At 43.0% G+C, this 25,762-nt stretch carries 20 protein-coding genes and 1 pseudogene; 13 read left to right on the forward strand and 8 right to left on the reverse strand.

Annotated elements, in window-relative coordinates:
• Positions 1–5 precede the first annotated feature (5 nt).
• The 3 genes from C5469_RS09500 (at position 6) to nhaR (ending at position 4,555) form a co-directional block, all read left to right on the forward strand.
• On the forward strand, positions 6–1,856 hold the full coding sequence (locus tag C5469_RS09500; protein ID WP_166305361.1) for a beta-glucoside-specific PTS transporter subunit IIABC: 1,851 nt from the start codon (positions 6–8) through the stop codon (positions 1,854–1,856).
• A gap of 394 nt (positions 1,857–2,250) precedes the next feature.
• Positions 2,251–3,417, forward strand: coding sequence for a Na+/H+ antiporter NhaA (gene nhaA, locus C5469_RS09505; protein ID WP_166305364.1), 1,167 nt, complete (start codon positions 2,251–2,253; stop codon positions 3,415–3,417).
• Between the two features lie 223 nt (positions 3,418–3,640).
• A complete protein-coding gene (gene nhaR, locus C5469_RS09510; RefSeq protein ID WP_166305626.1) occupies positions 3,641–4,555 on the forward strand; it encodes a transcriptional activator NhaR in 915 nt (304 codons plus the stop codon).
• A 76-nt stretch (positions 4,556–4,631) separates the two neighbouring features.
• Here the strand turns inward: nhaR and rpsT are convergent, their stop codons facing one another.
• On the reverse strand, positions 4,632–4,895 hold the full coding sequence (gene rpsT / locus C5469_RS09515; protein ID WP_054477376.1) for a 30S ribosomal protein S20: 264 nt from the start codon (positions 4,893–4,895) through the stop codon (positions 4,632–4,634).
• A 349-nt stretch (positions 4,896–5,244) separates the two neighbouring features.
• Here rpsT and ribF point away from each other — a divergent pair, with 349 nt between their 5' ends.
• The 8 genes from ribF to carB all read left to right on the forward strand — a co-directional run bounded on the left by ribF (position 5,245) and on the right by carB (position 16,890).
• Positions 5,245–6,189, forward strand: coding sequence for a bifunctional riboflavin kinase/FAD synthetase (gene ribF / locus C5469_RS09520; protein ID WP_166305367.1), 945 nt, complete (start codon positions 5,245–5,247; stop codon positions 6,187–6,189).
• Between the two features lie 24 nt (positions 6,190–6,213).
• Positions 6,214–9,027, forward strand: a complete 2,814-nt coding sequence (ileS, locus tag C5469_RS09525; protein WP_166305370.1) for an isoleucine--tRNA ligase — start codon at positions 6,214–6,216, stop codon at positions 9,025–9,027.
• Entirely contained in the window at positions 9,027–9,530 is a 504-nt protein-coding gene (gene lspA, locus C5469_RS09530; protein WP_166305373.1) for a signal peptidase II, read from the forward strand. The genes ileS and lspA overlap by 1 nt, the downstream gene beginning before the upstream one ends.
• Positions 9,531–9,712: 182 nt before the next feature.
• Entirely contained in the window at positions 9,713–10,183 is a 471-nt protein-coding gene (gene fkpB, locus C5469_RS09535) for an FKBP-type peptidyl-prolyl cis-trans isomerase (protein ID WP_166305376.1), read from the forward strand.
• Positions 10,164–11,117: a 4-hydroxy-3-methylbut-2-enyl diphosphate reductase gene (ispH, locus tag C5469_RS09540; protein ID WP_054477383.1), complete on the forward strand. Its 954-nt coding sequence runs from the start codon at positions 10,164–10,166 to the stop codon at positions 11,115–11,117. Before fkpB ends, ispH begins: the two co-directional genes overlap by 20 nt.
• Before the next feature lie 116 nt (positions 11,118–11,233).
• Positions 11,234–12,055, forward strand: coding sequence for a 4-hydroxy-tetrahydrodipicolinate reductase (dapB, locus tag C5469_RS09545; protein WP_166305379.1), 822 nt, complete (start codon positions 11,234–11,236; stop codon positions 12,053–12,055).
• A gap of 431 nt (positions 12,056–12,486) precedes the next feature.
• Entirely contained in the window at positions 12,487–13,650 is a 1,164-nt protein-coding gene (gene carA / locus C5469_RS09550) for a glutamine-hydrolyzing carbamoyl-phosphate synthase small subunit (RefSeq protein ID WP_166305382.1), read from the forward strand.
• Between the two features lie 15 nt (positions 13,651–13,665).
• Positions 13,666–16,890, forward strand: coding sequence for a carbamoyl-phosphate synthase large subunit (gene carB, locus C5469_RS09555; RefSeq protein ID WP_166305385.1), 3,225 nt, complete (start codon positions 13,666–13,668; stop codon positions 16,888–16,890).
• A gap of 118 nt (positions 16,891–17,008) precedes the next feature.
• On the opposite strand, the pseudogene C5469_RS09560 reads toward carB, so the two are convergent.
• Positions 17,009–17,136, reverse strand: a pseudogene (locus tag C5469_RS09560) (LysE family translocator); the annotation flags it as partial.
• Between the two features lie 182 nt (positions 17,137–17,318).
• On the opposite strand from C5469_RS09560, the gene folA reads away from it, so the two are divergent.
• Positions 17,319–17,804 carry a type 3 dihydrofolate reductase gene (gene folA, locus C5469_RS09565; RefSeq protein ID WP_166305388.1) on the forward strand — a complete coding sequence of 162 codons (486 nt, stop codon included), beginning with the start codon at positions 17,319–17,321 and terminating at the stop codon, positions 17,802–17,804.
• Between the two features lie 49 nt (positions 17,805–17,853).
• On the opposite strand, the gene apaH is transcribed toward folA, so the two are convergent.
• From apaH to lptD, 6 genes are all read right to left on the reverse strand, one after another.
• Complete coding sequence (gene apaH, locus C5469_RS09570) at positions 17,854–18,675, reverse strand: bis(5'-nucleosyl)-tetraphosphatase (symmetrical) ApaH (protein WP_166305391.1); 822 nt, start codon at positions 18,673–18,675, stop codon at positions 17,854–17,856.
• 2 nt (positions 18,676–18,677) lie between these two features.
• The gene (apaG, locus tag C5469_RS09575; protein WP_166305394.1) at positions 18,678–19,055 is read right to left on the reverse strand and encodes a Co2+/Mg2+ efflux protein ApaG; all 378 of its coding nucleotides are present in this window, start codon (positions 19,053–19,055) and stop codon (positions 18,678–18,680) included.
• A gap of 12 nt (positions 19,056–19,067) precedes the next feature.
• Positions 19,068–19,886 (reverse strand): 16S rRNA (adenine(1518)-N(6)/adenine(1519)-N(6))-dimethyltransferase RsmA, encoded by an 819-nt coding sequence (rsmA, locus tag C5469_RS09580; protein WP_166305397.1) that lies wholly within the window; start codon positions 19,884–19,886, stop codon positions 19,068–19,070.
• Entirely contained in the window at positions 19,879–20,871 is a 993-nt protein-coding gene (gene pdxA / locus C5469_RS09585) for a 4-hydroxythreonine-4-phosphate dehydrogenase PdxA (protein ID WP_207628876.1), read from the reverse strand. Before pdxA ends, rsmA begins: the two co-directional genes overlap by 8 nt.
• Positions 20,858–22,159, reverse strand: coding sequence for a peptidylprolyl isomerase SurA (surA, locus tag C5469_RS09590; RefSeq protein WP_166305403.1), 1,302 nt, complete (start codon positions 22,157–22,159; stop codon positions 20,858–20,860). Before surA ends, pdxA begins: the two co-directional genes overlap by 14 nt.
• Positions 22,160–22,228: 69 nt before the next feature.
• Positions 22,229–24,553 (reverse strand): LPS assembly protein LptD, encoded by a 2,325-nt coding sequence (lptD, locus tag C5469_RS09595; protein WP_166305406.1) that lies wholly within the window; start codon positions 24,551–24,553, stop codon positions 22,229–22,231.
• A gap of 183 nt (positions 24,554–24,736) precedes the next feature.
• On the opposite strand from lptD, the gene djlA reads away from it, so the two are divergent.
• A complete protein-coding gene (djlA, locus tag C5469_RS09600; RefSeq protein ID WP_166305409.1) occupies positions 24,737–25,555 on the forward strand; it encodes a co-chaperone DjlA in 819 nt (272 codons plus the stop codon).
• The last annotated feature ends 207 nt before the right edge of the window (positions 25,556–25,762 follow it).

The raw sequence follows: 25,762 nt of genomic DNA on the forward strand, positions 1-25,762 counted from the left end.
TTAAAATGAATTATGAAGAGTTTGCGAGAGATATTATTATATTTCTTGGAGGGAGAGAAAATATAAGTAAAAGTTGGCATTGTGTTACTCGATTGCGTTTTAATATTATAGATGATAGTAAGGTAGAGATTACCGCTATAAAGAAAATGCAAGGGGTTATGGGGGCACGATTTCACAGTGGACAGTTGCAAATAATTATTGGTAATAGAGTTATTGAAATATTTAATGAAATAATTAAGCAATTAAAAGAAATTTCGGGAAATCGTAATGAGTTAAAAAACAATGTCATTAGCCACATTCTTGATGTAATTTCAGGTATATTTGTTCCAATATTACCGGCAATCGTAGGATCTGGTTTACTTAAAGGTGGGTTGATTTTTTTCAATACGATGGGTTGGATTTCAGAAGAGAGCAATGAGTATAAATTATTATATGTTCTTTTTGATGCGCCTCTGTATTTTCTACCTATTCTTGTGGCTTTTTCGGCAGCAAGAAAATTTAAAACTAATGAGTTTATTGCTGCAACGTTAGCGTGTATTTTAATTTATCCAACACTATCTAACCTTGTCAGTACCTCTAGTGGAGAATATTTTGATGTGTTTGGTATTTCTATTCCGATTATTCATTATGGCTATACTGTTATTCCAATTATTTTAGGTGTTTGGTTGCTTAGTTATATCCATCGATGGGTAGATAGATTTATTCCTGTAGTATTAAAAATGATACTTACACCATTATTGGTGTTATTGATTTCTGTGCCAATTATATTGGTTGTTGTTGCTCCGTTGGGAAATACAATGGGTTTGTATATTGAACAGGTGTTCGTAATGTTATTTTCTGTAATTGGCCCTCTTACCGGATTATTTCTGGGGGGAATTATACCTGTGCTGGTGATTACGGGGATGCATTATGCTTTTTTGCCGAGTGTTTTTGCTAACTTTAAGTCTCTCGGATACGATTTTATGTTATTACCAATAAGTTTCGTCAGTAATATTGCCCAAGCTGGTGCTACATTGGCGGTTGCAATTAAAATTAAAGATAGGCAGATGAAATCATTAGCTTATTCATCCTCATTCTCTGCGTTTTTAGGTATAACCGAGCCAGCAATGTATGGTGTTACTCTTAAATTAAAAAAACCTTTTTATGCTGCATTAATTGGTGGGGCGGTTGGTGGGGCTATTGTAGGTATTCTTTCTATAAAGATATTTGCTTTTAGTCTACCAGGGTTGGTGTCATTACCTTTTTATGTGCAAAAAGATAGTAACAACTTACTTTTTATTTTGTTTGCCATTTTCAGTAGTTTCTTAGTCGCATTTATACTTACACTACTAATGAAATTAGAATCCAGTGTTGATTCTATGGTATTAATAAAGCCTCGCTTTTCAAAGACAAAGAAAATCACATTACTTTCTCCGATGACCGGCACAATAGCACCTCTCTCAAGTGTATCTGATGACATTTTTTCTGAAAAAATTATTGGTGATGGTGTTGCTATTATTCCTACGGAAGGGGTGGTTAAAGCACCTTTTAATGGCAAGGTTTCAATGATTACGCCAACTGGACATGCTGTTGGTTTAATTTCCGATCAAGGGGTTGAATTATTAATTCATATTGGTATTGAAACCGTAGGTTTGCAAGGAATAGGTTTTAATTTACAAGTGATAGAAGGACAGAGAGTGAGGACTGGTGATGTATTAGTTAATTTTGATCTGGGGTTTCTTCAAGAGAATAAAGTCCAGATTATATCGCCAATTATTGTGACAAATAGCGAAGAATACCACTCAATAACGCTTAAAAAGAAAAAAAGAGTTATTGGGTGTAAAGATGATTTGTTGGTTGTTAATTTATATTCATAATGTTTTCGGGGATTGAAAAATTGCTATCTAATCAATTTCAATACCTATTAGTTATTTACACTGTTTTCTCGTTATTATTGTCTTGTTTTATTTTATCCGGTGCGCCGTAAAACCCCGTCCTTTGGGCGAGGAGGATGTCAAATAGCGACACAGTTAACATTATCAGAAGATGATTTAAACCGCATTTTGGCTAAGATGCGGGAAATTGGTGCTAATGTAAGATAAATAGGGTTTCCCCATTTAACGATTTCCTCTGATTGATAATCCACTTTATTGAGATGTAGATCATCAATAGATCGGTTTTAACGAATCATTTTGGCTATAAAATCGATTTTTTTCGAAATTATACTTAGAGTACTATCCATAGCCCGATCAATTTCAGAGGCTAATCATCTTGACAGCAATTATTCGTCAATTCCTGAAGTTAGAAGCGGCTGGAGGGCTTCTTCTTATCATTGCTGCCATTGTTGCGTTGATAATGGCAAACTCGCCATTACAAGGTATTTATCAGCAATTTCTTAATATTCCAGTGGTTATACAATTCTCTGCACTGGAGATCAATAAGCCCTTATTATTGTGGGTTAATGATGGTTTAATGGCCGTCTTCTTTTTAATTGTTGGCCTGGAAGTTAAGCGTGAACTATTGGAAGGCTCTTTAGCTGGACGTGATAAAGCTGTATTTCCAGTAATAGCTGCTATTGGTGGTATGGTCGCTCCGGCACTGATATATCTATTATTTAATGGTAGTGATGAGCTTAACCGTCAAGGATGGGCTATTCCTGCTGCAACAGATATTGCTTTTGCTCTTGGTGTAATGGCGCTGCTGGCTAAGCGAGTACCAACTGAACTGAAGGTTTTCCTACTGGCATTAGCGATTATTGATGATCTGGGTGTTATCGTAATCATCGCACTGTTTTACACCAAAACAGTTTCCCTGGTGGCCCTTGGATTGTCAGCAGTGATGATAGCTTTGCTGATGTGGATGAATTGGCGTGGTGTTGAAAAAACATCGGCTTATCTGGTTATTGGCTTGATCCTTTGGGTCTGCATCCTGAAATCCGGTATTCATGCAACTTTGGCCGGAGTCATCGTTGGTTTTCTTATTCCTTTGCGCTGTCAGAATGGTCATTCACCATCTGAATCACTTGAGCATGGATTGCATCCTTGGGTGGCGTATCTTATTTTGCCGTTATTTGCATTTACTAATGCAGGAGTTATCCTCAGTGGAGTGACTCTGGATGGTTTGATCGATATGTTACCGTTGGGTATTGCCATAGCTTTGTTTCTTGGTAAGCCATTGGGAATTTTTCTTTTCAGCTATATTTCCATCAAGATAGGATTTGCTAAGCTGCCACAAGAGATTAATCTTAAACAGATATTCGCTGTTTCCGTTCTTTGTGGCATTGGTTTTACGATGTCTATCTTCATTTCAGGATTGGCTTTCGAAGACGCAGATAAATCTTTCAGTACCTATTCCCGCTTGGGGATTCTGATGGGTTCAACAATAGCGGCTATGATGGGGTATGGCTTATTACGGATGGTCTTACCAAAGAAAAAGTGATGGCAGAGTGGTGATAAATTCATTAATTTAACCGAATGAAGTTCTACGTTTTTAGAGAAAATTCCGAACTGACTCATCATTTTTGTACTCGCGGTACAATAACTAAAATTGTATCGCGGATATTTTATGTAGTGAAAAAACAGAAAATCGCCGGGAGACGGTGAATTAGTAATGTATGGCTGGCGTTGTCTACCAGACGAAAGCGATACATAAGGAAAAACGTATGCGGGTGTCACATCTGAATTTTAATCATCTCTATTATTTCTGGCATGTTTGCAAGGAAGGCTCTGTGGTTGGGGCGGCAGAAGCCCTTTATCTAACACCTCAGACGATTACAGGACAGATAAAGGCGCTGGAGGAGCGATTAGGAGGGAAGCTGTTCAAACGTCAGGGCAGGGGATTGGTTCCATCAGAACTGGGGCAACTTATCTTCCGCTATGCAGATAAGATGTTTATGCTGAGTCAGGAGATGTTAGATATCGTTAACTACAGCCGTGAATCCAACCTTTTGTTTGATGTTGGTGTTGCGGATGCACTGTCTAAACGTTTGGTTAGCCAGGTATTGAAAACTGCGGTTGTGGAACATGAGCAGATCCATTTACGTTGTTTTGAATCAACCCATGAATTGTTACTTGAACAACTTAGCCAGCACAAACTCGATATGATACTGTCTGATTGCCCGGTGGATTCTTCCCAGCAGGAAGGATTGTTCTCAGTAAAACTGGGTGAATGTAGCATTAGCTTCTTCTGTCGGCAGCCGATCCCGGAAAAGCCTTTTCCTGAATGTTTGGAAGAACGTCGTTTGTTGGTTCCAGGACGTCGCTCTATGTTGGGGCGTAAATTGTTGACTTGGATTCGGAATAAAAATCTTCAGGTTGAAGTTTTGGGTGAGTTTGACGATGCCGCATTAATGAAGGCGTTTGGTATGTACCATAATGCGATTTTCGTTGCGCCGTCTTTGTATACTAATGATATTTTTGCTGACAATGACATTGCTGAAATTGGTCGGTTGGATGCAGTACAAGAAGAGTATTATGTGATTTTTGCTGAACGCATGATTCAACATCCGGCTGTTCAAAGGGTGTGTAATAAAGATTTTTCTGCTTTGTTTAATGTGCCACCTAAGAAGCGTACTTAAAGAATAACTGATAGATGATTGCAAATACGAAAAAACCGGCAAAGGCCGGTTTTTTAGTGCTTCAAATAAACGCAAATTATTGCATTGCGTTGATTCGAGCTGTCAGATTAGATTTATGACGTGCTGCTTTGTTTTTGTGGATCAGACCCTTACAAGCGTGACGATCGACAATAGGTTGCATGTCATTGAATGCTTTCTGTGCAGCTTCTTTATCACCAGTAGCGATAGCAGCATCTACCTTCTTGATGAAGGTACGCACCATAGAACGGCGGCTAGCATTGTGCTGACGACGTTTCTCAGACTGTATAGCGCGTTTCTTAGCTGATTTGATATTAGCCAAGGTCCAACTCCCAAATATATTCTATCGAGGACAATTAAAGGCCGAGGAATATGCCTGTTCGGTCTTCTTTTGTCAATGGATTTGTGCAAATAAGCGCCGTTGTACCGCGGCACTTGTTTCGTTGTGATGGCGCAGGATTTTATCAGCTTACTTAGCTGGAATACAGTCTTTCACAATAAAAATCTCATTGAATAGTCTAGATAAGAAATAAAATGAATATTTTACGGGATTCTTGCCCGTTTTTGTTGTATGAATCATGGTGATTAATTTAAACCATCTTATGATGGCGGGTTAACCTTGAGCTTTGTACAAGGTATAATTTGGTCATTTTCAGGATATTGAGCCAGCTATGGAGCTAATTCGCGGTATATGTAATATCCGGGCGCGTCACCATGGTTGCGTGCTGACGATTGGTAATTTTGATGGTGTCCATAGAGGCCACCAAGCACTATTGAAGCACTTAAAACGCGAAGGGCAGCGTCTGGGATTACCGGTAATGATCATGATTTTTGAGCCACAACCTCTGGAAGTTTTTGCCAAGGTTAATGCCCCTGCGCGTCTGACGAGATTGAGGGATAAAGCCAAATATCTCGCCCAGTGTGGAGTGGATTATTTATTATGTGTGAAATTTGACAGGAATTTTGCGGCAAATACGCCAGAAGCCTTTGTTTCGCGGTTGCTCGTGGAAAAATTGGGTGTTAAGTTTCTGGCGGTAGGAGATGACTTTCGTTTTGGCAAATCCCGCAGTGGGGACTTTGCCTTTCTACAGCAAGCCGGTGAAACATACGGTTTTGACGTGACCAACAGCGAAAGTTTTTGTGATAGTGGTTTGCGGATCAGCAGCACCGCTATCCGTCAGGCACTGCAAGATGATGATTTGGTATTAGCTGAAACATTGTTGGGACATCCATATAGTATTTGTGGCCGGGTCGTTCATGGTAGACGGCTGGGGAGTACTATTGGCTTTCCAACAGCTAATTTGCCATTAAAACGTTTAGTCGCTCCTGTACAAGGCGTTTATGTCGTTGAAGTCTATGGCCTGGGAGATAAGCCTTTACCGGGTGTTGCCAATATTGGTACACGTCCAACCGTCTCTGGTCAGGGCCAACAACTTGAAGTACATCTGATTGATACCCAAATGGATCTGTATGGGCGTCATATTGATGTGGTGTTACGCAAAAAACTGCGTAATGAGCAGCGGTTTGCTTCCCTTGATGCACTCAAGCAGCAAATTGCTAATGATTTGGTCGCTGCGAAGGAATTCTTTAAACAGCAGCCAGTGTCATGTATTTAGCGGAAAATTGGAATTGAGAATCGAATGAGTGACTATAAAAATACCCTGAACTTACCAGAAACAGGGTTTCCAATGCGCGGAGACTTAGCAAAGCGCGAACCAGACATGCTAAAACGTTGGTACAAAGATGAGTTGTATCAGGTAATTCGTAAAGCAAAAGCCGGTAAAAAAACATTTATTCTGCATGATGGCCCTCCTTATGCGAATGGCAGCATTCATATTGGTCACTCAGTCAATAAGATTCTCAAAGATATTATTATTAAATCCAAAGGGATGGAGGGGTATGATTCCCCATATGTTCCCGGTTGGGATTGCCATGGTTTACCCATTGAGCTTAAGGTTGAGCAGATTATTGGTAAACCAGGGGAAAAATTTTCTGCCGCTGAATTCCGTGCCGAGTGCCGTAAATATGCCAAAGAGCAGATCGAAGGTCAGAAAGAAGACTTTATCCGTCTGGGGGTATTAGGTGACTGGGGACGTCCATATCTGACGATGGACTTTAAGACTGAAGCCAACATCATTCGTGCGTTGAGCCGTGTTATTGCCAATGGTCACCTGTTGAAAGGAGCCAAGCCTGTTCATTGGTGTACTGATTGTGGTTCTTCACTGGCTGAAGCAGAAGTTGAGTATTACGACAAAACGTCTCCGTCTATTGATGTACGTTTTAACGCCGTTGATGTGGCTGCTGTCTGTGAGAAATTTGGTGTGCAGGCATCGCGTCAGCCAGTATCTCTGGTTATCTGGACAACCACACCATGGACGTTGCCGGCTAACCGGGCAATCGCTCTGCATGCTGAATTTGACTATCAATTAGTACAGATTGAAGGTGAGTGTCTGATTCTGGCAGCTGATTTGGTCGAAAGTGTGATGAAGCGTGCAGGTATTACTTCGTGGACAGTGTTGGGCCATTGTGCAGGTTCTGCGCTGGAACTGTTACGCTTCAAACATCCGTTTATGGGCTTTGATTCACCTGTTGTACTGGGCGATCACGTTACACTGGATGCGGGTACCGGTGCTGTTCACACTGCACCAGGTCATGGCCCGGACGACTTCGTTCTTGGTCAGAAATATGGTTTGGAAGTAGCAAACCCGGTTGGGCCGAACGGTTGCTATCTGTCTGGGACTTATCCTTCTTTAGATGGCATATTTGTCTTTAAGGCAAATGATGTCGTTTTGAATATCCTGCGTGAAAACAATGCATTACTGCATTTGGAAAAATTACAGCACAGTTATCCTTGCTGCTGGCGTCACAAGACACCTATCATTTTTCGTGCCACGCCGCAGTGGTTTGTCAGCATGGATCAAAATGGTCTGCGCAAACAATCTCTGAAAGAGATCAAAGAGGTCCAGTGGATTCCTGGCTGGGGTCAAGCTCGTATTGAAGCAATGGTTGAAAACCGCCCTGACTGGTGTATTTCACGTCAGCGTACTTGGGGCACGCCGATGTCCCTGTTTGTCCATAAAGAGACAGAAGAACTTCATCCACGTACTATCGAGCTGATGGAAGAAGTTGCAAAACGTGTTGAAGTTGATGGCATTCAGGCGTGGTGGGATCTGGACCCAGCCGAACTGTTGGGTGATGACGCCGCTAATTATGTCAAAATCTTTGACACGCTGGATGTGTGGTTCGATTCAGGATCAACTCATTCGTCTGTTGTTGATGCCCGTTCTGAATTCCAGGGTAACTCGGCGGATATTTATCTTGAGGGTTCAGATCAGCACCGTGGCTGGTTTATGTCTTCTCTGATGATCTCCACTGCAATGAAAGGCAACGCGCCTTATCGTCAGGTATTGACGCATGGCTTCACTGTGGATGGTCAGGGCCGTAAGATGTCTAAGTCTATCGGTAACACAGTCAGTCCGCAGGATGTGATGGATAAATTAGGGGCGGATATTCTGCGTCTATGGGTTGCCTCTACCGATTACACTGGTGAAATCGCGGTATCTGATGAGATCCTCAAACGTTCTGCTGATGCATATCGACGTATCCGTAACACGGCACGTTTCCTGCTGGCAAACTTGAATGGCTTTGATCCTGAACAGCATATGGTTAAGCCAGAAGAGATGGCTGTGCTGGATCGCTGGGCTGTAGGTCGTGCTCAGGCGGCTCAGGCAGACATTGCTAAATGCTACGAGGAATATGATTTCCACACGGTTGTTCAGCGTTTGATGCAATTCTGTTCCGTGGAAATGGGATCATTCTATCTTGATATTATTAAAGACCGTCAATACACAGCTAAGAGCGATAGCTTAGCTCGTCGCAGTTGCCAAACAGCTTTGTATCATATTGCAGAAGCACTGGTTCGCTGGATGGCGCCTATTCTCTCCTTCACGGCGGATGAAGTTTGGAATGAGTTGCCTGGCAAACGCGCTCAGTATGTATTTACAGAAGAGTGGTATGACGGCTTGTTTGGTCTGGCCACAGGCGAGCAAATGAATGATACTTTCTGGGCTGATCTACTGGCTGTTCGTGGTGAAGTTAATAAAGTATTGGAGCAGGCACGTGCAGACAAGCATATCCGTAGCTCATTGGAAGCCGCGGTGACTCTGTATGCAGATAATGAACTGGCAGACAAACTGAACAGTCTGGGGGATGAATTACGTTTCGTTCTGTTGACCTCTCAGGTTTCTGTCGCTGGTTATGAGTTAGCTGGTGAAGATGCACAGCAAAGCGAAATTGGTAGCTTGAAAATTGCTTTCCGTAAAGCGGATGGTGAAAAATGTCCTCGTTGCTGGCATTACGCTAAAGATGTGGGATTGGTGGCGGAGCACGCAGAACTTTGTGGCCGCTGTGTAACTAATGTTGCCGGTAACGGCGAAGAGCGTAAGTTTGCCTGATGAATAGACCCATTTGCTCCACTGGCCTTCGCTGGCTTTGGTTAGTTGTTGTGGTATTGGTTTTGGATCTGAGTAGTAAGCAGTTAGTGCTTAAGCATTTTCATCTGTATGAATCTGTTCCACTGATACCTTATTTTAATCTAACTTATGCCCAGAATTTGGGGGCAGCTTTCAGTTTCCTTGCAGATAAGGACGGCTGGCAGCGTTGGTTCTTTGCATTAATTGCTGTTGGTATTTCAGTTGTGTTAACGGTAATGATGTATCGCTCCAGTGCGAAGAAGAAACTGAGTAATATCGCTTATGCCCTAATTATTGGTGGAGCATTGGGTAATCTGTTTGACCGGTTGGTTCATGGTTTTGTCATCGATTTTATCGATTTTTATGTCGGCGACTGGCATTGGCCAACCTTTAATATTGCTGATATGGCGATATGTATCGGGGCTGCATTAGTTATTATTGATAGCTTTTTCAGCCAAGATGAAAAAAAGGTCAATGCAGGATAACAGTCTATTTTAGTGGATAATTTGGATTTAAGCAGTGTGCGAAAACCAAGTCGTACACTATAGTGCGTAAGAGTGATTCTTTTTGGGCTGCATTAAAATGTAAAAGCTAGTGCTTTTTTTAAGCACTAGCCAAATTCGCTTTTTATGGCAAAGAATGACAAATAAAATAGGTTCTGAATAATATGTCAAAGCAGGTACAAGAGCACAGTGCGGTTTTACTGCATTTCACTTTAAAGCTGCAAGATGGCTCTATGGCTGATTCCACCCATAATCAGGGCAAACCTGCATTATTCCGCCTGGGTGATGGAACGCTTTCTTCGTCTTTGGAACAGCAGCTTACCGGGCTAAAAGAGGGTGATAAACATACATTCACTTTGGCTGGTGAAGCTGTATTTGGTAAACCAAATCCTGATTTGATCCAATATTTTACTCCGCGTGATTTTGCCGAAACAGGTATTCCTGAAATTGGAACTATAATGCTATTTACGGCAATGAATGGCAGTGAAATGCCAGGCATAGTGAAAGAAGTGGCAGAAGAATCTGTTACTGTTGATTTTAATCATCCGCTGGCAGATCAGAACATCACTTTTGAAATTGAAGTGCTGGAAATTGACCCACAGTTGGAGGAAAACCATGCAGATATTGCTGGCTAATCCCCGAGGCTTTTGTGCCGGTGTTGACCGCGCCATCAGTATTGTAGAACGCGCTCTGGAATTATATGGCGCGCCGATCTATGTTCGCCATGAGGTTGTTCATAATCGTTATGTTGTAGATAACCTGCGCGAGCGGGGGGCTATCTTTATTGAAGAAATTTCAGAAGTACCCGATGATGCAATTCTGATTTTTTCTGCTCATGGAGTTTCACAGGCTATTCGTGCTGAAGCGCGTTCCCGTAATCTGACAATGTTGTTCGATGCGACTTGTCCTCTAGTGACGAAAGTCCATATGGAAGTGGCCAGAGCAAGCCGGAAAGGTAAAGAAGCTATTCTGATTGGTCACGCCGGGCATCCAGAAGTTGAAGGAACAATGGGTCAGTACAACAATGTTGAAGGTGGAATGTATCTGGTTGAGTCTCCTGATGATGTATGGAATCTGAAAGTCAAAGATGAAGATAACCTGTGTTTTATGACGCAAACAACATTATCTGTTGATGATACTTCAGAAGTGATTGATGCACTTAATGAACGATTCCCAAACATTGTGGGTCCTCGGAAAGATGATATCTGCTATGCAACGACTAACCGTCAGGAAGCGGTACGGGATCTGGCATCTGATGCAGATGTTGTCTTGGTTGTTGGTTCGAAGAATTCTTCTAACTCTAATCGTCTTGCTGAGTTAGCTCAGCGGGTGGGTAAGCCAGCTTACTTGATAGATTCTGCTGATGATATAAAAGAGGAATGGATTACTGGCATTTCTACGATTGGTGTGACAGCAGGTGCTTCCGCACCGGATATCTTAGTTCAGCAAGTGATTGATCGCCTGAAAAATCTTGGCGCTGATTCGGTTGAGGAATTACATGGCAGGGAAGAAAATATTGTTTTCGAAGTGCCGAAAGAGCTGCGTGTCGAAGTTAAAGAGATTAGTTAAGTAATCTGACGACAGATAAGAGTAAGGCAGCGTGTAAACATTTTACTTAATACATTCATTCATCTGATTGAGCGCCTGTGTTAAATCAGGAAAAAGGCTATTCATAGTGAGGGATTATGACTGATACAGATATTCGTGTTGCTATTGTTGGCGCTGGTGGACGTATGGGACGTCAGTTAATTCAGGCTGTCCATCAGTTGAGTGGGGTAGTTCTTGGTGTAGCTCTGGAACGTTCTAGTTCTTCTTTGATTGGTGCGGATGCTGGAGAATTGGTGGGTATTGGTCATACAGGTGTTACTGTGTGTGATGACTTGAAAAATGTTGTTGATAATTTTGATGTTCTTATTGATTTTACCCGCCCGGAAGGAACCCTTGCACACCTTGAAATCTGTCGTCAGCATGGTAAAGCGATAGTTATTGGTACAACGGGCTTTGATGACGAAGCTAAGCAGACGATTAAAGATGCTTCGGCTGATATCCCGATTGTATTTGCAGCAAATTTCAGTGTTGGTGTAAATCTGGTGCTTAAGCTACTGGAAAAAGCGGCGAAAGTGATGGGTGAATATACTGATATCGAAATTATCGAAGCTCATCACCGCCACAAAGTAGATGCACCATCAGGCACCGCGTTGGCGATGGGAGAATCTATTGCCCATGCTTTAGGGCGCGATCTCAAAGAATGTGCTGTATATGCCCGTGAAGGTTATACTGGTGAACGTGATCTGAAAAGTATCGGTTTTTCTACTATCCGTGCCGGAGATATTGTTGGTGAACATACCGCTATGTTTGCAGATATTGGTGAGAGAGTGGAGATAACTCACAAGGCTTCCAGTAGGATGACGTTTGCAAATGGAGCGGTAAAGGCGGCATTGTGGCTAAATGGTAAAAACAACGGTCTTTTTGATATGAAAGATGTTTTAAACCTCGATTTACTTTAAATTTTTTTTTGTAACTGATTGATATCGCATGATTATTTTTTAAATTATGCGATTTTTTATTGTTTTGTTTGATTATATTGATTTTTCGTTTATTTTATTCATTTATACCTTGTTTTTACCCTTTGTTTTCTTCTTTTTTCTCCTTTTTATGATGATTTATAAATTTTTATTTGAAAATTAAATCTTCTATGGTAGTAATCGTTTTATCAACTAACTTTACTTCTATTTTTAGTCTTATTTTATTAGTTTTTCTAGTGAAGGTGCAAAAAAATAAGAAAAGTAACATTTTTTGTAGACAACCACCCCTCTCATCATTAGAATGCGCGCAATTTGCCAAAATTTTGCTTAAAAAGCAGCTTTGGCATTGATTTTGAGGAGTAAATCTGAATTAATATGCGATAATTTCGAATAATTATTCTTTGGAGGGTGTTTTGATTAAGTCAGCTATATTGGTTCTGGAAGACGGAACCCAATTCCATGGTCGCGCCATAGGTGCAGAAGGGGCGGCAGTGGGGGAAGTGGTTTTCAATACCTCAATGACCGGATATCAAGAAATTCTCACAGACCCTTCCTATTCCCACCAAATTGTCACTCTTACTTATCCCCATATTGGTAATGTCGGTGTTAACTCAGCTGATAAAGAATCATTAAAAGTACAGGCTCAAGGGCTGGTGATTCGTGATCTACCACTGTTAACCAGTAATTTCCGCTGCGAAGAAACCCTTTCTGATTACCTTAAGCGCCATAATATTGTGGCGATAGCGGATATCGACACGCGTAAACTGACTCGTTTGTTAAGAGAAAAAGGTTCACAGAATGGTTGTATTATAGCAGGTAAGCAGATTGATGCTGAGGTTGCGTTGGAAAAGGCCAAAATATTTCCGGGACTGCAAGGAATGGATTTGGCAAAAGAAGTGACAACGGAACAGGCTTACCCGTGGTTACAGGGAAGTTGGACTCTGGCAGACGGATTACCAAAAGAGAAACAGGAACAGGAGCTGCCTTATCATGTCGTTGCTTATGACTTTGGTGCAAAACTCAATATCTTGCGGATGCTGGTAGATCGTGGCTGCCGTCTGACCGTTGTTCCTGCTCAAACACCGGCTGAAGATGTACTGAAACTTAATCCAGATGGTATTTTCCTGTCCAATGGACCGGGTGACCCGGCACCTTGTAGCTACGCAATTGAAGCGGTCAAAACTCTCCTTGAGACAGATATTCCGATCTTTGGTATTTGCCTTGGACACCAACTACTAGCACTGGCCAGTGGTGCTGAAACAATGAAAATGAAATTTGGTCATCACGGTGGCAACCATCCGGTAAAAGATCTTGATCGTAATGTTGTGATGATTACTGCACAGAACCACGGTTTTGCTGTAGATGAAAAATCATTGCCGACAAATCTGCGGGTTACCCACAAATCTCTGTTTGATGGCACTTTGCAAGGAGTTCATCGAACAGATAAACCTGCATTCAGTTTTCAGGGGCATCCGGAAGCCAGCCCTGGACCACATGAAACGGCACCATTGTTCGATCACTTTATCAAACTGATTAAACAGTATTGCCAGCAAAATCGTCGTCATAACGCCAAGTAATCAGGAGCAAATAAAATGGCAAAACGTACGGATATTGAAAGCATCCTGATCTTGGGTGCTGGCCCCATTGTTATCGGCCAGGCTTGTGAGTTCGACTACTCAGGTGCACAGGCTTGTAAAGCGTTACGAGAAGAAGGTTATCGTGTTGTGCTGGTGAACTCAAACCCTGCCACCATCATGACTGATCCAGAAATGGCGGATGCCACTTATATTGAGCCGATCCACTGGGAAGTGGTACGTAAAATCATTGAAAAAGAGCGTCCTGATGCGGTTTTGCCAACCATGGGTGGACAAACTGCGCTGAACTGTGCGTTGGAACTGGAACGTCAAGGGGTTTTGAAAGAATTTGGCGTGGCTATGATTGGCGCAACCGCAGATGCGATTGATAAAGCGGAAGATCGTCGCCGTTTCGATATGGCAATGAAAAAGATAGGCTTGGAAACCCCGCGTTCTGGTATTGCCCATTCAATGGAAGAAGCGCTGGCCGTTGCAGATAAAGTCGGTTTTCCTTGTATTATCCGTCCTTCCTTTACTATGGGAGGAAGTGGTGGCGGTATCGCTTATAACCGCGAAGAATTTGAAGAAATTTGTGAGCGTGGTTTAGATCTTTCTCCAACCAACGAGCTATTGATTGATGAATCTTTGATTGGCTGGAAAGAGTATGAAATGGAGGTGGTGCGTGATAAAAATGATAACTGCATCATCGTCTGCTCGATTGAAAACTTCGATGCTATGGGGATTCACACTGGCGATTCCATCACCGTCGCACCGGCACAAACGCTGACCGATAAAGAATACCAAATCATGCGTAACGCTTCGATGGCGGTATTGCGTGAAATCGGTGTGGAAACCGGCGGTTCTAACGTACAGTTTGCGGTGAACCCGAAAAATGGCCGTTTGGTTATCATCGAAATGAACCCACGCGTTTCCCGTTCTTCTGCGCTGGCTTCGAAAGCGACAGGCTTCCCGATTGCCAAAATTGCCGCCAAGCTGGCGGTAGGTTATACCCTTGATGAACTGATGAATGATATCACTGGTGGTCGCACGCCAGCTTCCTTTGAACCTTCTATTGATTACGTAGTGACTAAAATTCCTCGTTTCAATTTCGAGAAATTTGCCGGTGCCAATGATCGCCTGACGACTCAGATGAAATCTGTTGGTGAGGTGATGGCGATTGGGCGCACTCAGCAGGAATCCCTGCAAAAAGCGTTGCGTGGTTTGGAAGTGGGGGCAACCGGCTTTGATCCGAAAGTCAGCCTGGATGATCCGCAAGCATTGACCAAAATTCGCCGCGAATTGAAAGATGCTGGTGCTGAGCGTATCTGGTATATCGCCGATGCTTTCCGCGCCGGTATGTCTGTTGATGGTGTGTTCAATCTGACGGATATTGACCGCTGGTTTTTGGTGCAAATTGAAGAGCTGGTGCGACTGGAAGAGCAAGTGGCTGAGCAGGGAATTAACAGCCTGACTGTCGATTTCCTGCGTCATTTGAAACGCAAAGGCTTTGCTGATGCACGTCTGGCGCAACTGGTCGGTGTGGCTGAAAAAGAGATCCGCAAACTGCGCCATAAATATAATTTGTATCCGGTTTACAAACGAGTTGATACCTGTGCGGCAGAATTTGCGACCGATACCGCATACATGTATTCCACTTATGAAGATGAGTGTGAAGCCAATCCAAATAGTGACAAGCCAAAAATAATGGTATTGGGCGGTGGTCCTAACCGTATTGGGCAGGGGATCGAATTCGACTACTGTTGTGTCCATGCATCACTGGCACTGCGTGAAGATGGTTATGAAACCATCATGGTGAACTGTAACCCGGAAACAGTTTCAACGGATTACGATACTTCAGATCGTCTCTATTTTGAACCCGTGACTTTGGAAGATGTGCTTGAAATTGTGCGCGTTGAAGAACCAAAAGGCGTGATTGTCCAGTATGGTGGGCAGACTCCGCTGAAACTGGCTCGTGAATTGGAGATAGCGGGTGTTCCAATTATTGGTACCAGCCCGGATGCGATTGACCGTGCTGAAGATCGTGAACGTTTTCAACAGGCAGTAAATCGCCTTGGTCTGAAACAACCTGAAAATGCTACGGTGACGACGATTGAACGGGCAGTCGAGAAGGGAAATGCTCTGGGTTACCCATTGGTGGTTCGCCCATCTTATGTTCTGGGTGGCCGTGCAATGGAAATTGTCTATGATGAAGCTGACCTGCGCCGTTACTTCCAGACTGCGGTAAGTGTGTCCAATGATGCTCCGGTACTGCTTGATCGTTTCTTAGATGATGCAGTGGAAGTGGATGTTGACGCTATCTGTGATGGTGAGCGTGTGCTGATTGGTGGCATTATGGAACATATTGAGCAGGCAGGTGTTCACTCTGGTGACTCAGCTTGTTCACTGCCTGCCTATACATTGAGTCAGGAAATTCAGGATGTCATGCGTCAACAGGTAGAAAAACTGGCGTTTGAGTTGGGTGTCCGAGGCTTGATGAATGTCCAGTTTGCAGTCAAGAAGGACGAAGTTTATCTGATTGAAGTTAACCCTCGTGCTGCTCGTACTGTACCGTTTGTATCTAAAGCGACTGGTTTACCACTGGCGAAAGTTGCTGCTCGTGTGATGGTTGGTCAGTCTCTGGCTGAACAGGGCGCCACTGAGGAAATTATTCCGCCGTACTATTCAGTGAAAGAAGTTGTATTACCTTTCAACAAATTCCCTGGTGTAGATCCAATTCTTGGCCCTGAAATGAGGTCAACCGGAGAAGTCATGGGCGTTGGTCGTACTTTTGCGGAAGCTTTCTCAAAAGCATTGTTGGGGTGTAATTCCAGAATGCAGCAAAGTGGCAGAGCACTTCTGTCAGTGCGTGAAGGTGATAAAGGTCGGGTTGTGGATTTGGCCGCTAAATTGTTGAAACAGGGTTTTGAACTGGATGCGACTCATGGTACGGCGATTGTGTTGGGTGAAGCAGGTATCAATCCTCGTCTGGTGAATAAAGTTCATGAAGGACGTCCGCATATTCAGGATAGAATCAAAAATGGCGAATATACCTATATTGTGAACACTACCGCAGGTCGTCAGGCGATTGAGGATTCCAAGCTTATTCGTCGTAGTGCATTGCAATATAAAGTGCATTATGACACCACATTGAATGGTGGTTTTGCGACCGCAATGGCACTGAGTGAAGATCCGACAGAGCAAGTCATCTCTGTACAGGAAATGCATGCGCAGATTGATGATTAATTTGTATTCTGATTAAGTGCAGTAATAAAAAGGTGCGTCTCATTAAGCGCACTTTTTTTATTCATTGAAAATGTAAGTAATCTATTTTTTGGCCCTGAAAGTAAGGGAATGAATGTCTTTATCCCAGAGCTACTTTGACATCTAAACCAATCAAAACAACGCCAAGCAGTTTATCAATATCTTCTGAATCTTAGCTAATCCGCAGCGTACCGGTGCACTCTGGATTAATATGACTAACAGTGTCCAGCATAATGTACCCCATAGTTAATATTAGATTTGTTATTATTTAGATTAATGAATGTCTTAAGTAACAAATTAAGTATAAATTAATTTTTTATGCTTAAGAAAGCGTTGATCCTATCGACTGGGTACATCCCTTTCCGTATAGTGTCATCAATTTTTATACTATTTGCCGATAAGGTGACTTAATGAATATCAGCTTGATCGCTGCTTTAGCTATGGATCGGATCATCGGCATGGATAATACAATGCCGTGGAATCTGCCAGGGGATCTGGCTTGGTTTAAACGTAATACATTGAATAAACCAGTCATCATGGGGCGAGTGACTTACGAGTCCATAGGCCGCCCGTTACCAGGGCGACTCAATATTGTGTTGAGTAATCAGCCAGGGGATGATGAGCGTGTAACTTGGGTAAGTTCAGTTGATGAGGCGCTGGCTGTAGCGGGTGATGCAGAAGAAATTATGGTTATGGGAGGCGGTAAAATCTATGACCAATTTATCTCATTGGCTAACCGTATGTATCTGACCCATATTGATGCAGAAGTGATAGGTGATACGCATTTTCCTGACTATGAACCGGATGAATGGGATTCTCAATTCACTGAATACCATGATGCAGATGAATTGAATTCTCACAGCTACTGTTTTGAGATTTTACAGCGCCGTATCTGATTGATAAAACACGCCGATGAGTTTTTTCACGGCGTGTCCGGTCTTAATGCTATTTTATTGCTGACAACGATGGTTGAGTAAAATATTGTTTGTCTTCCCAACGCAGCATTGTCAGTTCGCCTCCCCAGCAACAGCCTGTATCCAATGCATAAAATCTGTCCGGCGTTCCTTGACCTTCCAGTGATGCCCAGTGACCGAAAACAATAGAATACTCTACTGGGATCTGCTGTGGTAGCTTAAACCAAGGTTTCAGGGGCGCAGGAACATTTTCGGGCCTATCCTTGCAAACCATATCTAATTGACCATTAGGAAAGCAGTAACGCATGCGCGTCAATGCGTTAGTACTGAAACGTAAACGTGCCAACCCAGAGAGTTCTGGTGACCAGTTGTTTGGCATATCTCCATACATTGAATCGAGAAACAGAGGATAGCTGCCACTGCTGAGCATAGTTTCAACTTCGCGGGCGCACATTTTAGCGGTTTCCAGATCCCATTGAGGTGTGAGTCCCGCATGAGTCATGATCAATTTCAGGTTATCGTCGATCTGTAATAATGGTTGTTTACGTAGCCAATTAATTAACTCATCGGCATCTGGGGCAGATAGTAATTCATTGAGCTTATCCTTGGGTTTATTACGGCTAATCCCGGCATAAACGCCTAATAGATGGAGATCATGATTACCTAATACCACTTTCACGGCTGAATCTAACTGTTTAACATACCGAAGAACATCAAGAGAATCTGGGCCACGGGCAACTAAATCGCCTGTCAGCCACAACGTATCTCTATTGGGATCAAAATTGGCCTTAGTTAATAGAGCACGTAATTCACGAGAGCAACCATGAATATCACCGACGAGATATGTAGACATAATTAATTAATCAAAGTTGGAATAGCCAGTCGGAAAACTGGAATGTCAACGCGGAATAAATCACCATGGTGATCGACCATTTCATAATGGCCTTCCATCGTACCCAAAGGCGTTTCCAATATAGCGCCACTGGTGTAACGGTATTCGGTGCCTGGCGGGATTACCGGCTGCTCACCAACAACTCCTTCCCCCTGGACTTCAGTCTGGTGGTTATCACCGTTGGTAATTAGCCAGTAACGGTTAAGCAGTTGAACCGATTCGCGCCCAAGATTACGGATAGTGACTGTATAGGCGAAAACGAAACGCTGTTGTTCGGGACACGACTGGCTTTCTATATAAACACTTTGTACCTGAATGGAAACTCTGGGCGCATTAATCATGATTGACTCCTGTTATGACTGCATTTCAGGTTGTTCCGATAGATAGTTTGCCATTTTGCAGTATTGTTCAACAGAAATATTCTCTGCACGTGTACTTGGGTCGATACCAAACTCGGTGAGTTGTTTTACAGTGAAAAGATCACCCAGGCTGTTACGGATAGTTTTACGCCTTTGGTTGAAAGCCTGTGTGGTGATCCGGCTCAGCATACGAATATTTCTGACCGGGTGAGGTATGCTTTTATGCGGTATCAGACGTACAACGGCTGAGTCGACTTTAGGTGCGGGAGTAAATGCTGTTGGCGGTACTTCCAGCACCGGGATAACCTGGCAATAGTATTGGGCCATGACACTTAAACGTCCAAAGGCTTTACTGCCGGGACCGGCTACTAGACGGTTCACTACCTCTTTTTGCAGCATAAAATGCATATCAGCAATAGCATCAGTATAGCTAAAAAGGTGGAACATTAATGGTGTAGAAATATTATAAGGTAAATTACCAAAGACCCGCAGCGACAGCCCTCTTTGCTGAGACAGTTCGCCAAAATTAACGGTCATTGCGTCTTGTTGGATAATGGTAAGTTTATCTTTTAGTTGTGGATGAACTTGCAGGCGCGCCGCCAGATCGCGGTCAAGCTCAACCACAGTCATTTTATCCATGCGCTCTCCAACCGGCTCAGTCAATGCACCAAGACCAGGGCCAATTTCCAACACTGCTTGGCCTGGTTGTGGATTGATAGCTGCAACAATACTATCAATGACAAACTGATCGGTTAAAAAGTTTTGCCCGAAGCGTTTACGGGCAAAGTGCCCTTGGTGGACTCTGTTATTCATTACTGTTTTGTATCATTTTAATTGCTAAATTCAATGCGGTGATAAAGCTTCCCACATCAGCTTGACCTTTACCAGCCAATTCCAATGCTGTGCCATGATCGACAGAAGTGCGGATAAATGGCAGGCCCAACGTAATATTCACAGCTCTGCCAAAACCTTGGTATTTTAACACGGGCAGCCCCTGATCGTGATACATAGAAAGAACGGCGTCTGCATGTTGAAGATATTTGGGTTGAAACAAAGTGTCTGCGGGTAAAGGCCCTTCCAGAACGATGCCTTCTGCCCTCAGACTTTCTAATGCAGGGATAATGACATCAATCTCTTCATGCCCCATATGACCGCTTTCTCCTGCATGGGGATTTAAACCACACACATAAATACAGGGTTTTGCCAGGCCAAACTTCGTTTTTAAGTCATGGTTAAGGATCGTGATAACTTCTCGCAGGCTATCGAAAGTAATGGATTTTGGCACATCAACAATGGGTAGATGAGTTGTTGCCAGAGCAACCCGAAGTTCTTCGGTAGCAAGCATCATGACAACCCGCTGACATCCACTGCGATCAGCAAAGAATTCAGTGTGGCCGATAAAAGGCACACCTGCATCATTGATATTCCCTTTATGAACCGGTCCTGTGACTAACGCTGAAAATTCCCCATTTAGGCAACCATCGCAGGCTATTGCCAGAGTTTCAGTAACATATCTGCCATTTTCCCGATTCAATTCACCGGCGACTGTTGGAACATGAAGAGGGACTGGCAATATTGTCAATGTTCCGGCAGTTTGCGGTTCCGGCGTTTTATCCGGAGAATATTCTTGTAACTGTAAAGGAAAATTGAGTTGTTTGGCTCTGCCCAAAAGTAGATTTGGATCTGCACAGGCGACCAATTGTATTGGCCAGCTTTGCTGAGCAAGAGCGACAATTAAATCGGGTCCAACCCCGGCAGGTTCGCCGGGGGTAATAACAATAGGTTTATTGTTGTGCATCGCTACCATCTAAAATTTTCACATAAGCTGAGGCGCGTTGTTCCTGCATCCAGCTTTGTGCTTCTTCAGTAAATTTACGGTTGAACAGCATACGGTAAGCACGATCTTTCTGAGCGACATCTGTTTTATCAACTTTGCGGGTGTCCAGCAGTTGGATCAGATGCCAGCCAAAAGACGAATGGACCGGCTGGCTGATTTCACCTTTATTTAGTCGCATTAACGCGTCACGGAAAGCAGGATCGAAGATATCAGGTGTACTCCAGCCGAGATCACCACCACGTAATGCTGAGCTTGGATCTTCTGAAAATTCTTTTGCTGCATCGGCAAAATCAGTTTTTCCACTGTTAATTTCACTGGAGATTTGCTGCAATTTGGCGCGCGCTTGATCATCAGTCATGACAGGAGAAGTTCTCAACAGAATATGGCGAGCATGAACTTCTGTGACGGCGATTGTTGTATTACCGCCCCGGATATCATTTACCTTGAGGATATGGAAACCCACACCGGAACGAATTGGACCAACGATGGCGTTTTTCTGGGCTGATTGTAGTTTCGCAGCAAACAGGGTTGGCAGTTCCTGAAGCTTACTCCAACCCATATTACCGCCTTTCAGGGCTTGTGGATCAGCGGAATAGGTGATAGCCAGTTTACCAAAGTCAACGCCATTCTTAAGCTCAGACATAATTTTGTGTACCACAGCAGTGGCTTTTTCCATTTGTGCCTGATCAGGATTTTCTGGCAACGGGATAAGAATGTGGCTGATATTCAGTTCAGTATCATTAGCATTTTGGTTGCTAATTTGTTGAGCTAAGGTATCGATTTCTTGAGGCAGAATGGTGACACGACGGCGAACCTCATTGTTGCGCACTTCTGCTATCAGCATCTCTTTACGAATCTGATTACGATAAGTATCGAAATTCATTCCGTCAGTAACGATACGGTGTTTCATCTGATCCACGGTTATGTGGTTCTGGGCTGCAATATTGGCAATGGTAGAGTCCAGAGCCTGATCAGGAATAGTGCTCCCCATCTGCTTTGCCATTTGCAACAAGATATTATCCATAATCAGTCGCTCAAGGATCTGATGACGTAGTGTTTGTTCGTCCGGTATTTGCTGGCCTGCATGTTGTGCATCCCGCTTAACGGACTGTAAGAGGCTGTTGATGTCGCTTTCCAAAACTACCCCGTTATTAACAACCGCAGCAATTTTATCCACTTGTTGAGGTGCAGCAAAGGCAGTACTCACTGAAAACATCAATCCGAGAATGAGAGTTCTCCAGTTCTTCATACTTTTTCCATCATATGTAAGTTCCGCGTTAGCGGGTTTATAGTGTTTAATATCAAAGTGTTATTAGTATCAGAATGCACGCTGGTATGGCATGATGCCAGACTGCAACATTTTCTGGCTACCCAGACTATGATTGTTACTTAAGCCTCTGAGTTCAAAGTTAAATGACCATTTGTCGTCATATTCGCTATTATCATCTTTCCAGCCAATTATCTTACGCTCATAGCCGACGTTAACTGCCCAGCAACAAGTGTTGTATTGCAAGCCCACTAACTGACTTGCTGGTTGCTGTTTCTTGGTATCATAGTAGTAAGAGCCAACTAAACCCCAGCGATCATTTAACGGCCAGCTTGCAACTAAACCAATTTGAGAAATCCCTTGCTGGAAAGCTGGAGCATTTTTAGCTGTGGCTTGGATATAATCTCTGTCAACAAAACGATAGTTCAACTGCACAAGCCGGTCTGCATCACGGCGATATTCCAGTATTGTATTCCCCATCGTTACGCTGTCCAGACGGGTATCGTACTGTATACCGCCTTTCAAACCCCAGGAATCATTAATTTTCCAGTAAGTATCACCTGCCCAGGTCATCATACCTGTTCTGTCTTTACTGTTAATGATATTTTCCTCACCGGTGCGTGGGCGTTCAAAGTAGTAGATTTGACCTAACGATAGGTTAAAACGTTCAACTAAACCCTCATCATAAATTCGGGTAGTGAGGCCGGTAGTCACTTGATTAGCAGATGAAATGCGGTCTAGGCCACCATAAAAGCGATCTCGGAACAGGCCGGTATAGTCAGTTTGCAGTAAAGATGAATCGAAGTTGTTGATATTATCCTGATTCTTATACGGTACATACAGATACTGAACCTGCGGTTCTAGTGTTTGGGTGTAATCGTTGTTCAGATACATTGAACGTTCAAACACCATTTTGGCTTCACTTTTAAACTGTGGCAAAGTCCGATTAACAGATTCTTTATATTTAGTATTTTCACTGGCCTTGGGAATATCTTGCTGATAGTGGGTTGCCATCAGCTTAACTTCGTTATTGATACTTGCCCAACCATTGGAGAGTGGCAGATTAACTGATGGTTCCAAATGCCAACGGGTGGCTTCTGGGTTATTTTTACCTACGCTAGTGAATTTTACTGCCTGACCATAAACACGCAGATCAAATGGCCCCAGATTGTTTTTATAATAATTCAGATCCAACTGTGGTTCGGCTCTGTAGGCTTTTCTGCTGGTATCTTTAGAAAAAATCTGGAACTGTTTAGTTGATAATGTGGCATTCCAATTTTGTTGAGCATATCCCAGGCTGAATTTCTGTGTGGCATAGCCGTCAGTGGTGGAACCATATTGAGAAGAGAAATCAGAAAAATATTCAGGATCACTGACCTTGGTATAGTTGATATTAAAACGCCATACTTGATCCATGACACCACTATGATTCCAGTAAAATAACCAGCGATTATCACTCTCTCTGGTGGTACGTGTTCTCGCATTTTTATCTTTAATATACTGGTTGTCATTATTCAGCCAATCGAGAGCAAGCGTACCTGTACCTGCTTTAGTTAAGTAACGGAACTCATTATCCAGTTTTAAACCGCGTTGACTGATATAGTGAGGTGTAATCGTAGCATCATAATTTGGTGCGATATTCCAGTAATAGGGCAGCAGAAATTCAACGCCGTCACTTTTGGAATAGCTGGCGTTAGGAATAAGAAAACCGGAGCGGCGTTTACTACCGATCGGTAATTGAAGATATGGACTGTAAAATACCGGAACATTAACCACTCTGAAACGGGCATTCCATATTTCAGCCACTTCTTCTTCACGGTCGAGAATGACTTCAGAGCCAACAACGCTCCAGCTATCATTACCCGGCAGGCAGGAAGTAAAAGTACCGTTATCCATAATGGTATAACGGTTTGCATCGCGTAACTTCATTTTATCTGCGATGCCGCGTCCCTGACGCCCGACCATCTGATAATCACCTTGATCAACATCTGTATCTTTATTATTTAAATTAGACCAGGCGCGTGGACCTTTTAGAATAATTTGGGGATCATTGTAATGAACATTACCCGTTGCCGTAACGGTCCTTAATGGAACTTCATCTTCTGTTTGATCGAGTTGTACCTTATCTGCGGTCAGCGTTTTATTGCCTTGTTTAATATTGACATTACCAATGAATTCAGCAGAGCGCGGATAATCTGCACGTGAATCATCTGCCAGAATATTGACAGGTAATTGATTTAGATCGCCATTAATTATTGGCTGATCATAAACAGGTATACCCAGCATACATTGTGCTGCGAGATCAGCATGTGCATGCTGACTGTAAAGTGCGGCCCATACCGTTGTGGCCAGCAAAGTTGGATAACATTTCTTCATAGATATTTATGCGGTTCCGTCATCAGTGGCATTGTGCCGGCAAACCTCAAGAGACTAGCGCACTCAATGAATATGCGCCAGTGTAAAGTCACACCTTTACTTATCTTGCCGTTAGGCACGGAGCTGAATGAATAGTATGATAATGCAAAACTACACTCAGGGCATTGATGAATTGAGGAGTATATGCATTATTGGGGAAAACTGATTGGGCTGATCTTTGGTGTTACGTCTGGAGCCGGTTTCTGGGGTATTGTCATTGGTTTATTTATCGGTCATATGTTTGATAGGGCCAGTGTACGCAGAAGCCAGGGGTTTTTTGCAAATAATCAGTCCCGTCAGATGCTGTTTTTCAGCAGTACTTTTCAAGTGATGGGGCATATAACTAAATCAAAAGGACGGGTAACTGAAACGGATATCCAGCTTGCCAGCCGGTTAATGGACCGAATGCAACTTCACGGGCAAGCCCGAATAGCGGCCCAGCAAGCTTTTCGTGAGGGTAAAGAACCCAATTTTCCTTTGCGTGAGACATTGAGACAATTACGTCGTGCCTGTTTTGGTCGGTCTGATTTAGTTCGGATGTTTTTAGAAATTCAGTTACAGGCTGCATTTTCTGATGGTCAGTTGCATCCGAATGAGAGGAAAGTACTGTTTATCATAGCTGATGAGCTTGGGATCTCTCGTCACCAGTTTGAACAATTCCTTGCCATGATGGAAGGTGGCCGCAATTTCGGTGGTGGTGAAGAGTGGCAACAACAGTATGACGGCTATAGGAGAGCAACTCAGGGGCCAACATTGGCAGATGCCTGTAAGGTACTCGGTGTAGGTGAAAATGATGATGCGACGATAATCAAACGTGCCTATCGTAAATTGATGAGTGAGCATCATCCAGATAAGTTAGTGGCAAAAGGTTTACCACCGGAAATGATGGAAATTGCTAAACAAAAAGCCCAGTCAATTCAGGCTGCGTATGATCTTATTAAAAAAGAAAAAGGTTTTAAGTAGTCAATTTTTCTTTTTAAAAAACATTTTATTAAATGCATAGGGGAATAAAGTCCCCTATGATCATTGAGTTTATTTCTTATTTCTCTAAAATATTAGAAAATTTTATGATTTATTGGCTTTAACTAAAGAGGGATGCAAAAAATGGCAAATATCCGTATTCTCTTGGGAGGGTTCGGCGTGGCTTTGTGCTTGATATTGGCTTCATTA

Origin of the sequence: Photorhabdus cinerea (genome assembly GCF_011189575.1) — a bacterium.
Taxonomy (GTDB): Bacteria; Pseudomonadota; Gammaproteobacteria; order Enterobacterales; family Enterobacteriaceae; genus Photorhabdus; species Photorhabdus cinerea.